Annotated in this window: 11 protein-coding genes and 1 pseudogene; 7 read left to right on the top strand and 5 right to left on the bottom strand. The window is 73.0% G+C overall.

Going from position 1 to position 10591, the window contains the following annotated elements:
• Positions 1 to 63 precede the first annotated feature (63 nt).
• The 3 genes from JSX79_RS17770 to JSX79_RS17760 are packed head-to-tail and all read right to left on the bottom strand — an operon-like array spanning position 64 to position 3622.
• Complete coding sequence (locus tag JSX79_RS17770) at positions 64 to 1683, bottom strand: hypothetical protein (RefSeq protein WP_229087512.1); 1620 nt, start codon at positions 1681 to 1683, stop codon at positions 64 to 66.
• Between the two features lie 2 nt (positions 1684 to 1685).
• Positions 1686 to 2612, bottom strand: coding sequence for a carbohydrate ABC transporter permease (locus tag JSX79_RS17765; protein ID WP_175496031.1), 927 nt, complete (start codon positions 2610 to 2612; stop codon positions 1686 to 1688).
• Positions 2609 to 3622: a sugar ABC transporter permease gene (locus JSX79_RS17760; protein WP_229087510.1), complete on the bottom strand. Its 1014-nt coding sequence runs from the start codon at positions 3620 to 3622 to the stop codon at positions 2609 to 2611. Before JSX79_RS17760 ends, JSX79_RS17765 begins: the two co-directional genes overlap by 4 nt.
• A gap of 157 nt (positions 3623 to 3779) precedes the next feature.
• On the opposite strand from JSX79_RS17760, the gene JSX79_RS17755 reads away from it, so the two are divergent.
• From JSX79_RS17755 to JSX79_RS17735, 5 genes are all read left to right on the top strand, one after another.
• Positions 3780 to 4802: a Gfo/Idh/MocA family protein gene (locus tag JSX79_RS17755; RefSeq protein WP_229087508.1), complete on the top strand. Its 1023-nt coding sequence runs from the start codon at positions 3780 to 3782 to the stop codon at positions 4800 to 4802.
• Positions 4799 to 5824, top strand: coding sequence for a Gfo/Idh/MocA family protein (locus JSX79_RS17750; protein ID WP_229087507.1), 1026 nt, complete (start codon positions 4799 to 4801; stop codon positions 5822 to 5824). The genes JSX79_RS17755 and JSX79_RS17750 overlap by 4 nt, the downstream gene beginning before the upstream one ends.
• Before the next feature lie 154 nt (positions 5825 to 5978).
• Positions 5979 to 6716, top strand: a complete 738-nt coding sequence (locus tag JSX79_RS17745) for a class I SAM-dependent methyltransferase (protein WP_229087506.1) — start codon at positions 5979 to 5981, stop codon at positions 6714 to 6716.
• 26 nt (positions 6717 to 6742) lie between these two features.
• Complete coding sequence (locus tag JSX79_RS17740; protein ID WP_071302905.1) at positions 6743 to 7750, top strand: LacI family DNA-binding transcriptional regulator; 1008 nt, start codon at positions 6743 to 6745, stop codon at positions 7748 to 7750.
• Positions 7751 to 7784: 34 nt separating this feature from the next.
• The gene (locus JSX79_RS17735; protein ID WP_071302846.1) at positions 7785 to 8171 is read left to right on the top strand and encodes a VOC family protein; all 387 of its coding nucleotides are present in this window, start codon (positions 7785 to 7787) and stop codon (positions 8169 to 8171) included.
• 3 nt (positions 8172 to 8174) lie between these two features.
• Here the strand turns inward: JSX79_RS17735 and JSX79_RS17730 are convergent, their stop codons facing one another.
• Entirely contained in the window at positions 8175 to 8984 is an 810-nt protein-coding gene (locus tag JSX79_RS17730) for a triacylglycerol lipase (RefSeq protein WP_229087505.1), read from the bottom strand.
• The gene (locus JSX79_RS17725) at positions 8981 to 9754 is read right to left on the bottom strand and encodes an alpha/beta fold hydrolase (protein ID WP_229087503.1); all 774 of its coding nucleotides are present in this window, start codon (positions 9752 to 9754) and stop codon (positions 8981 to 8983) included. Before JSX79_RS17725 ends, JSX79_RS17730 begins: the two co-directional genes overlap by 4 nt.
• An 89-nt stretch (positions 9755 to 9843) precedes the next feature.
• Between JSX79_RS17725 and JSX79_RS17720 the strand changes: the two genes are divergently transcribed.
• Positions 9844 to 10386, top strand: coding sequence for a hypothetical protein (locus tag JSX79_RS17720; RefSeq protein ID WP_229087501.1), 543 nt, complete (start codon positions 9844 to 9846; stop codon positions 10384 to 10386).
• Between the two features lie 16 nt (positions 10387 to 10402).
• Positions 10403 to 10591, top strand: a pseudogene (locus tag JSX79_RS17715) (dihydrofolate reductase); the annotation flags it as partial.

Raw genomic sequence — 10591 nt, 5'->3', positions numbered from 1 at the left:
GGTCTGGCGGACGGGAGGCGCGGGGCGGGGCCGACCCGCGCCTCCCGTCCGTCAGCAGCCGCGTCAGGCGGCGCGCGCCTCCAGCGCCTGCTCGTACTCGCGGCGGATCGCGTCGCCGCCCCGGCGGCGCCAGTCGCGCACCGTCGCCCGCCACGACGAGACCGTCGCCCGCCCGAGCAGCACGTCGTTGATCGCGTTCGTCGCGAACGTGCCGACCGCCGGTCCCTTCGTCGAGTTCGTCGGCGAGTACAGGCCGTAGACGGGGTTCGGCAGGCCGCGATCGAGCCAGGACGCCAGCGATTCGTACACGGTGTCGGTCATCGTCGGGTTGCCCGCGTAGTAGAGCGGCAGCGGGCACTCGGTGAAGTACTGCAGCGGGAACTCGCCGAGCGCGGTCTCGCTGTTGCCGGTCTTCGTCAGGACCGGGGCGCCGTCGCGGTACTCGAAGTCGCGCCCCTCGATGCCGAACTTGCGGTAGGTCCAGGCCTCGGTGCCGAACGGCGAGGCGCACCAGTTCAGGACCTCGAGGAGCATCCGCACCCGGGACTCGGAGCCCGCGGCCACGGACGTGATCGTGTTGTTCGGGTCGCCCAACCAGGGCTTCGCAGCGCCTCCAGACGGTCCGACGAACGGGGCGATCGTCAGCTCGAACCCGGAGCCGGGCGTGGCCTGCTGCAGGAGTCCCGGGATCGCGCTGTACGTGTCGGACAGCATCAGCGCGGAGCCCTGCACGAACCAGACCTTGCCGTTGTAGGCCGTGACGCTGTCGGGGTGGACGAGGTCCTCGGCGATGAGCCGGCGCGACACGTCGAGGAGCTCCACGTACTCCTCGAGCTCGTACATGTGGGTGAGCCGCCCGCCCTGCTCCTGCCACTGGTTCGGCAGGCCGAGCATCGGCGCGAGGATGCTCGTCGGCACCGAGGCCAGGGCCCAGCGGTTCGCGTGCGGGTCGGAGACCTGCCGGCAGAGCTGCACGAACTCGTCGACGCTCGAGAACGACGGGTCGACGCCGAGCCGCTCGAAGCGGTCCTGGCGGCGGTGCAGCGCCTGCGAGGTCAGCGGCCCCCGCGGCACCGGGACGCCGTAGATGCCGCCGGAGAACACCGTCCCGCGCCACGACGCCGTCGGCAGGTTCGCCAGGTACGGGTAGTCGCGGACGCCGCTGCCGGAGAGGTACGGGCTGAGGTCGGCGGCCTTCGCCTCGAGGAACTGCGGTAGGTACGAGAACGCCTGGTTGATCGTGAAGACGTCGCCGAGGGTGTCGCCCGCGACCTGGGTGGCGAACTTGTTGCCGAAGTCCGCGTTCGGGGTGATCGTCAGGTCGAGGTCGATCCCCATCCGCTCGTCGAGGCCCTGCCAGTACGGGTTGCTCCCCTTCGACGGCGGGACGGGCGAGTTGGTGGGCACGCTGCCGTGCACGGTCGAACCGTCGCCGGGCTTGCCCCTGGTCGGCACGAGGGTCGCCGGGATCTTCCGGAAGGCGCTCGGCATGAGCGGGCTCGTCTTCGGCAGGACGGGCTCGGGGCCGCCGGTCCACGGGACGTAGTCCGGCAGCTGGACGGCCTTGTTGATGGCCCGGACGTCGGTGGACCGGGTCACGGTCGAGCAGCTGGCCAGGAGGGTCGTGGCGGCGATCCCGAGTCCGCCCGCGACGAGCGCGCGGCGGCTGATGGAGGTGGTCATGGTCAGCCCTTCACCGCGCCGGTCAGGACACCCTTGGCGAAGTGCCGCTGCAGGAACGGGTAGACGATGAGGATCGGCACGATCGAGACGACGAGGATCGCCATCTGGATCGAGGCCTGCGGGGGCAGCGCGTCGGAGGACGTGCCGAGGTCGGCGCCGCCGAGCTGTGCGTTGTTGATGACGTAGGTGCGCAGCACGAGCTGGAGCGGCCACTTCGCGGTGTCGTTGATGTAGAGCAGCGCGTTGAAGAAGGCGTTCCAGTAGCCGACCGCGTAGAACAGGCCGATCACGGCGAGGACGGCCTTGGACAGTGGGAGCACGATCCGCCAGAAGACCTGGAAGTCGCCGGCGCCGTCGATGCGGGCGGACTCGATGAGCTCCTTCGGGATCGCCATGAAGAACGACCGCATCACGATGACGTTGAACGCGCTGAGGGCCGTCGGGAGGATCAGGGCCCAGTACGAGTCGAGCAGCCCGAACTCCTTGACGACGAGGTAGTTCGGGATGAGCCCGGGCGCGAACAGCAGGCTGACCAGCACGAGGCTCAGGACGAACCCGGAGCCGTACGACCCCGGACGGCTCAGGGCGTAGGCGAGCATCGCGCTGACGAACAGGCTGATGAGCGTCCCGACGACGGTGATCCCGATGCTGACGAGCATCGCGCGGGTGACGACGCCGCCGGCGAAGATGCTCTGGTACGCGCCGAGGTCGAGTCCCTGCGGCCACATCACGAACCCGCCGGCGTCGTTCACCTGGGCGACGGGCGCGAGGCTGGTCGACACGATGCCGACGAACGGCAGGATGACGACGAGGCAGATCACGAGCAGGACGAACCCGGTGAGCAGCCGTCCGGGCAGCGGGGGCGCGTCCGGGCCACCGCGGCGGCGCTTCTTCGTCCGGGGGACGGTCACGGTGTGCGTGGCGGTCACTTCGCCTCCTTCTGGTAGACGCCCGCTTCGCCGAAGACGTGCGCGAGCTTGTTGGCGCCGAGGACGAGCAGGACGCCGACGACGCCCTTCACGAGCCCGACCGCTGCGGCGACGCCCCACTGCCCGCCGAGCACGCCGTTGTTGTAGACGTAGGTGTCGAGGACCTCGCTCGCGGCCCGGCCGACGGCCTGCTGCTGCAGGAGGATCTGCTCGAACCCGACGGTCAGGGAGTCGCCGAGCCGGAGGATGAGCAGCAGGATGATGATGCCGCGCATGCCGGGCAGCGTGACGTGCCAGAGCTGCCGCCAGCGACTCGCGCCGTCCATCTTCGCGGCCTCGTACAGGCTCGCGTCGATCTGGCTGAGGACCGCGAGGAACAGGATCGTCGCCCACCCGGTGTCCTTCCAGATCACCTGGCTGGTCAGCAGGGCGATGAACCCGTTCGGGTTGCCGAGGAAGTCGATCGCGTCACCGCCGGCCGCGCGGATGGCGTTGTTCACGAGTCCGGAGCCGCCGAGGATCTGCTGGAACACCGCGACCACGATCACCCACGACAGGAAGTGCGGCAGGTACAGCACCGACTGCACGACCTGCTTGATCCGCTCGGAGAGCAGCGAGTTGAGCATGAGCGCGAGGATGATCGGCGCCGGGAACACGAACACGACCTGCACGAGCGTGATGAGCAGCGTGTTGCCGAGGGCGCGGAGGAACTCGGGGTCGCCGTCGAAGATGACGGAGAAGTTCTCGACGCCGACCCAGGGGCTGCGGCCGAGCGGCACGAAGGGCAGGTACTCCTGGAACGCGATGAGGTTCCCGAGCAGCGGCAGGTAGTGGAACCCGAGCAGGAGCGCGACGCCGGGCAGGCCCATGAGCAGGAGGACGCGGTCACGGCGGATCCGCTGCCACATGCTGCGCCGACGGAGCCCGGGGTCGGGTGGTGGTGCCGCTCCCGGGTCGCGCTGTGCAGCGGTCCTCGTGCGGTTCGTCGCACGGTCGTCGAGCTTCGTCACTCGGTGGCCCCCTCCGTTGGATTCCTGGAGCGACCCTGGCGGTGACGGCAACCGTGCGGCAACCCGTTGCCAAACGTTTCCATCGTTGTAACGGTCCATCGGGACGAAGCCGGGTCGCATCGCCGCACCGCGTCCGGCGGACCTCTACGCTGGCTCCATGACGCTGCAGTCAGCACCCCGACCACGCCGGCGGATCGGACTCGTGGGCGCCGGCGGCATCGCGGTCGCGCACGTCCCCGGGCTCCTCCGCCTGGGCGACCTCGTCGTGCACTCGCAGGACGGTGCGCCCGCGCTCGCCGCCGCCTTCGCGGACGAGGCCGCACGGGTCGGCAGCACGATCACCGTCGCCGACTCGCTCGACGAGCTGCTCGCCGCGGTCGACGTCGTCGACGTGGTCGTCCCGACACCGGCCCACGCCACCGTCGTCCGCGCGGCACTCGCGGCGGGCAGGCACGTCGTCTCCGAGAAGCCCCTCGCCCGCACCGACGCCGACGCCGACGACCTCGTCGCCCGGGCGGCGGACGCGGGCCTGCAGCTCTACCCGGCGCACGTCGTCCGCTGGTTCCCCGCGTACCGGCGGCTGCACGAGGCCGTCACCACGGGCCTCCTGGGCGACCTCGCCGTCCTGCGATTCTCCCGCTCCGGGGCGTTCCCGACCCGAGTCGCGTGGTTCGGCGACCGGGCGCAGTCCGGCGGCATCGTGATGGACCAGATGATCCACGACCTCGACATCGCCCGCTGGGTCGCCGGTCCGGTCACCCGGGTGTCCGCCGTCACCGTCCGCACGGGCGACGACGAGCACCCGGTCGAGGCCGCGCACGTCCTCCTCACGCACGCGTCCGGCGCGATCAGCCACGTCGCCGGACTCTGGGGACCACCGCACCTGGCCTTCAGCACGGAGTACTCGGTGACCGGCACGCGCGGCAGCCTGTCGCACTCGTCCCTCGCCGAGGAGGACACCCGCGCCGACCTCGCGACCCCGACCGCCGTCGACGGGTTCCTGCCGGCCGTCGACCCCGCCGAGGACCCGTACGCCCTCGAGCTCGCGGACTTCGTCGCCGCGTTCGACGGCGGGCCGCTCCCCCGCGTCAGTGCGGCGGACGGTGCCGTCGCGGTGCGCCTCGCCAACACCGCCCTGGCGTCGATCGAGTCCGGACAACCCGTGGAGGTGACGCTGTGACCCTCCGCGTCGGCGTCCTGTCCTTCGCCCACACGCACGCGATCGGGTACCTCTCGGCGCTCGCCGCGATGCCCGACGTCGAGGTGCGCGGGACGGACCCCGGCGGCGTCTCGACCGGCACGACCCTCGGCGAACTCCGGGGCGCCGACCTCACCGGAGCGCTCGGCGTCGACCACGCCGACACGGTCGACGACCTCCTCGCCTGGGGACCGGACGCCGTCGTGGTCACGAGCGAGAACGCGCGGCACCGCGAGTTCGTCGAACGGGCAGCCGCCGCCGGCGCACACGTGCTCTGCGAGAAGCCGCTCGCCACCTCGTGGGAGGACGGCCTCGCGATCCGCGACGCCGTGCAGCGCGCCGGGGTCACGCTGATGATGGCCTACCCGGTGCGGTTCGCGTCGGCGTTCGACCGGTTGCGGGCCACGCACGCCTCGGGTGCACTCGGCACGGTGTTCTCGGTCCGCGGCGCGAACAACGGCATGCTGCCGCTCACGCGCGACTGGTTCACGGACCCGGCGCTGAGCGGCGGCGGCGCGATCGTCGACCACGTCGTGCACGTCGCCGACCTCGTCGACGGACTGACCGGCGCGCGACCGGTGTCCGTCACCGCCGTCGCGAACCGCGTGCTGCACGCCGAGCGCGCGCGGGCCGAGACGGCCGGGCTCGTGACGGTGAGCTACGACACCGGGATGGTCGTCGCGGTCGACTGCTCGTGGAGCCGCCCGGACACGGCGCCCGCGTGGGGCGGCCTGACGCTCGACGTCGCGGGGACGGGCGGCACGGTGTCGGTCGACTTCTTCGGCGCGGCGGCCAGGGGGCTCGACGCGGTCGGCGGCCGGCCGATCGAACTGCGGTACGGGGCGGACCACGACGTGCCGATGCTGCGGACGTTCCTCGACGCGGTGCGGGACGGCGTGCAGCCCCAGCCCGACGTGCAGGTCGGGTTGCGGACGCTGTCGATCGTCCTCGCGGCGCAGGAGTCGATGCGGACCGGCAGGACGGTGCCCGTCCCGACGGCGTGAGCGACGCGTCGCCCGGCGACCCCACTGCGGACGGGAGGCGCGTGGCGGCCCCGACCCGCGCCTCCAGTCCGCCACACGGCCGGCCGGGAGGCACGCGACCGGCCCGACCCGCGCCTCCGGTCCGCCACCCGGCCGGGCGGGGCATGCTGGACGCATGACCCTCGAGGAGTACGCCAACTCGTTCGGAGCCGCTGCCGATGCGTACGAGCGCGGACGGCCGGGGTACCCGGACGCGGCGGTCGACTGGCTCCTGCCGGCGGACGCCCGACTCGTCGCCGACGTCGGCGCGGGGACCGGCAAGTTCACGCGGAGCCTCGTCGGATGTGCCGCCGAGGTCGTCGCCGTCGAACCGGACCCGGCGATGCGCGACCGGCTCACCGCGGTGCTGCCCGATGTGCGGGCGCTCGCGGGGACCGGCGAGTCGATCCCCCTCGCCGACGGGAGCGCCGACGCCGTGACCTTCGCGCAGGCGTGGCACTGGGTCGACCCGGTGCGGGGGTCGCTGGAGGTGGCCCGGGTCCTCCGCCCCGGCGGCGTGCTCGGTCTGGTGTGGAACGTCCGCGACGAGACCCGGCCCTGGTCCGCCCGGATCAGCGCGATCCTGTCCCAGCCCGAGTCGCGGGCGAGCGTCCAGAGCGCGCCGGTCGTCGGAGCACCGTTCGACGGCGGCGCCGTGGAGCACGAGCGGTTCCCGTGGGTGCACGAGCAAGACCGGTCGGCGTTCCTCGACATGGTCGCCTCCCGCAGCTACGTCATCGTGCTGCCGCCGGACGAGCGCACCGCCCTCCTCGACCGGGTGCGGCGCGTGCTCGACGACGATCCGGAGACCGCCGGGAGCGCGACCGTCCCCGTCGGCTACACCACGTACGTGCACCGGTACGTGCGTCCCTGAGCCGCAGCCGCGCTACGCTCGTGGCGATGCGCGCGACCGTGCGGGACGTGGCTGCCCTCGCCGGGGTGTCGCCGAAGACCGTCTCCAACGTCATCAACGGCGGTGTCGTGGTGCGCCCGGAGACCCGCGCACGGGTCGAGCAGGCACTCGCCGAGCTCGACTACGTGCCGAACCTGTCCGCCCGGGGTCTGCGCAACGGACGCTCGGGTGCGATCGCCCTGACGCTCCCCGAGATGGCCAGCGCCTACTCGGCCGAACTCGCGCAGTGGTTCGTCGAGCTCTCGCGGGAGCGCGGCTGGACCGTGCAGCTCGACCAGACCGCGAACGACCCCGCCCGCGAGCGGGACCTCGTCTCGCGTGCCCGAGCGCACCTCGTCGACGGGCTGATCCTCAACCCGGTGTCGCTCAGCGCGAGCGTCCTCGCCTCGACCGAGGGGCTGCCCCCGACCGTCGTCATCGGCGAGGTGGAGCCCGAGCACGTCGACCAGGTGCACGTAGACAGCCGTGCCGCGGCCGAGCAGGTGACGTCGTACCTCGTCGGCCGGGGCCACCGTCGGATCGCGATCGTCGGTGCCGCCCGGGACGTCGAGGCCACCGCGACGAGCGAGTTGCGGGAGCGCGGGTACCTCGCGGGCCTCGCGGCGGCGGGCATCGGTGCGGACCCGGAGCTGCGGGTCCCGCTGCCGGCGTGGTCGACCAGCGCGGCGGCGTCGGCGTTCGCGGCGTGGCTCGACGAGCACCCGCTGCCCGACGCGGTGTTCGCGTTCACCGACTCGATCGCGTTCGGGGTGCTGCACGTCCTCGCCGCACGTGGTGTGCGGGTCCCCGAGCAGGTGAGCGTGATCGGGTTCGACGACGTCGACGGGGCCGCGTACGCGATCCCCGCGCTGAGCACGGTGTCGTTCGACCGACGGGCGTTCGCGACGGCGGCGCTCGACCTGCTCACCCGGCGGATCGAGGACCGGGAGGCTCCGCCCGAGACCGTCGTGGTGCCGCACCGGATCGTCGAGCGCGCGAGCGTGGCCACGCGCTGACCGGGGCGGGCGGGTCCGGCGTACGCTCCGCCGCATGACCGCTGCTGACCCGTCGATGCCGACGCTCGCCGCCACCGTGCTGCAGTCGCCGGACCCCCTCGCGCTCGCCCGGTTCTACGGCGCGCTGACCGGCTGGACCGTCCACGAGGACGACCCGACCTGGGCCCGCATCCGCCCCGAGGACGGCCCGGGCCTCTCGGTGCAGTACGAACCCGCGTACGTCGCGCCCACGTGGCCCGGCACGGAGGACGCCCCCGGCATGCAGCTGCACCTCGACTTCCAGGTGGAGGACCTGCCGGCGGCGGTGACCAGGGCGGAGGGACTCGGCGCTCGTCAGGCGGCGTTCCAGCCGCAGGAGGACGTCCGCGTGCTGCTCGACCCCGACGGACACCCGTTCTGCCTGTTCCTGCCGGGCGCCTAGGGCTCAGGCCAGGGTCGGGCCAGGCTGGGGCTCGGCCGGGGTCGGGCCGGAGCTCGGCCGGGGCTCGGCCGTGCCCGGGTGGTCCGGATCCGCCGCCGCCAGCACCGCCGCACGCGTGCGCGGGTCGCCGAGGATGCGGAAGTGCCCGCCGACCGGGACCCGCACGTTCGTCGCTCCGGCGAGCGCGCTGCCCTCGGGGATGAGCGTGTCGAAGACGCCGTACACGCTGGTGATCCGGGCGTTCGCGTCGAGCTCCCGTGCGAGGCCGGCGAGCACCGGGTCGCTCGACCGGAACGCCCGCAGGTGGCGGACGGGTGCGAGCCGCGCGTAACCGGAGCCCGCGAACGGCGTCGACACCGCCACCATGCGGTCGATCCGCGCGCGGTCGTCGAGGCGCGTCATCGCGTACTTCCCGATCAGCCCGCCCTTGCTGTGCGCGACGAGCAGGACGTCGCGGAGGTCGTGTTCGTCGAGGTAGGCGAGCACCTCCGCCGCGGACTCCGGCACCGGACGCAGGTTGTGCCGCAGCACCGGCAGCACGTGCACGGGGTGTCCGCGGTCGTGCAGGGCGTCCATGAGCGGACGCATGAAGTGCCAGGTCTCGTAGACGCCGGGCACGACGACGACGGGCTGGCCGTCGCCGCTCCGGTAGTCGTCGGCGGTCGTCGGCCCGAGGCTCCGCACCTGCCAGCGGATCGCGTACCACCAGTCGAGGACGGCCCACCGGGTGCGGCGGAGCAGGGAGACGTGGACGGGAGGCGCGGTGCGGTCCGTGCGCGTCCCGTCCGTCCCCGACGTGGTCGCGTCGGTCACCGCAGCCCCTCGAGGGTCTGCACGCGGCGGAACTCCCCCACGAGCCGCGCGAACGCCACCGGCTGGCGCTCCTGCACGTGGTGCGGCCCCGGCAGCTCGACGAACGCGCCGCGCGGGGCGGTGGCGGCGACCCGGGCGGACCAGTCGTGGCGCGCGATCGGGTCCTCGGTGCCACGGACGACGAGCACCGGCTGCGCGAGCGCGGCGACGGTGTCCTCGAGGCGGTATCGGAGCATCGGTCGGAGTTCGGGCACGTACTGCCGCACGCTGCGCAGGTAGTCGGTCGCGAGGACGGTGTTCATCCGGGCGCCCTCGACGAAGCCGTCCCGCCCGAGGTCGAGCGCCTGCGTGAGCAGTCGGCGACGACCGGCGGCGATGACCGGACCGACGAGCACGACCGAGGCGACGACGTCCGGGTGCCGACGGGCCGCCTCGGCGACGACCTGCGTCCCCATCGACTGCCCGACGAGCACGAGGTCCACGGCCCCGCGGGACCGCACGGCGCGGACGACGAGGTCCCCGAGTTCCGTCATGGTGAGGCGCCGGCCGGCAGCCGGGAGCCCGCCGAAGCCCGGCAGGTCGACGCTCACGGTCCGGTGCGTCGCGGCGAGCGCCCGCTGCGACCGTGCGAACGACCGGTGCGACATCCCGATGCCGTGCACGAGCACGACCGTCGGGGCGAGGGCGTCGTGCACCCTGCCGGCCGGCGCGAGGGTGTGCAGGCGCACGGGGAGTCCGTCGATCCGGACGGTCTCGACTCTCGCGCGCACGATGCGAGGCTACGCGGACGGCGCTGTGCACAGTGACGCACCAGCGTCGTCATCGCCCACGCATAGGAGACCGGTCTGTACTCGTCCTCATGACCGAGCGCACCCCCGTGAACCCCGAGTCCCGCGAGTCCCGCGACGACGTGGACCCCGCAGCCCACCAGCCCACCACGCCGTACCCCGCCAGCCCGGCAGGCTGGGGCGCCGCACCGACGCCCACCTCGACCGCGACGCTCGACGCCCCGGCGCCGGCGCCCGAGCACCCGTACGCGACACCGGCACCCTCCTCGGGCTCGTGGAACCCGGGCGCCCCGAACGGCGCGACGCCCTGGTACGGCTCCGCGGCGACGCCCCGGCGCGGGCGCGGCCCACGACCGCCGTGGTTCTGGCAGGTGCTGGCCGTCGGGGTCGGCCTCGCGGCGCTGCTGGTCGGCGGCGGCATCGGCTTCGCCATCGGACACGCGATCGGCGGCGGCACGAGCCAGTCCACGACGCAGGTGCCGGGTACGAACGGCGGCACGAACCAGTTCCCCGGCGGCGGCACCGGACAGTTCCCGGGCAACGGCACGCAAGGCGGCACCGGCACCGGCACCGGCACCGGATCGGACACGAGCGGTTCCTCCGCGAACAGCTGAGGGCTACGCTCCGACCATGCGCAAGGTCACCGCTGGACTCTTCACGTCGGTCGACGGCGTCGTGCAGGACCCGTACACCTTCCAGTACGACTCCTTCGACGACGAGCTCGGTGCGGGCATGGGCGCGTTCATGGCCCGCACCGACACGGTCCTCCTGGGCAGGAACAGCTACCTGGAGTGGTCCGAGTGGTGGCCCGCCCACCCC

The sequence above is a fragment of the Curtobacterium sp. GD1 genome (assembly GCF_020882855.1).
In the GTDB taxonomy this organism is placed as follows: Bacteria; Actinomycetota; Actinomycetes; order Actinomycetales; family Microbacteriaceae; genus Curtobacterium.
The sequence above is the reverse complement of the archived record's forward strand: the minus strand, read 5'-3'. Positions and strand labels throughout refer to the sequence as shown.

Excerpts from the sequence above, each read along its gene's own strand:
- JSX79_RS17755 (WP_229087508.1), top strand. The coding sequence starts at position 3,780 with ATGACGCTGCAGTCAGCACCCCGACCACGCCGGCGGATCGGACTCGTG.
- JSX79_RS17745 (WP_229087506.1), top strand. The coding sequence starts at position 5,979 with ATGACCCTCGAGGAGTACGCCAACTCGTTCGGAGCCGCTGCCGATGCG.
- JSX79_RS17720 (WP_229087501.1), top strand. The coding sequence starts at position 9,844 with ATGACCGAGCGCACCCCCGTGAACCCCGAGTCCCGCGAGTCCCGCGAC.
- JSX79_RS17770 (WP_229087512.1), bottom strand. The coding sequence starts at position 1,683 with ATGACCACCTCCATCAGCCGCCGCGCGCTCGTCGCGGGCGGACTCGGG.
- JSX79_RS17740 (WP_071302905.1), top strand. The coding sequence starts at position 6,743 with ATGCGCGCGACCGTGCGGGACGTGGCTGCCCTCGCCGGGGTGTCGCCG.
- JSX79_RS17735 (WP_071302846.1), top strand. The coding sequence starts at position 7,785 with ATGACCGCTGCTGACCCGTCGATGCCGACGCTCGCCGCCACCGTGCTG.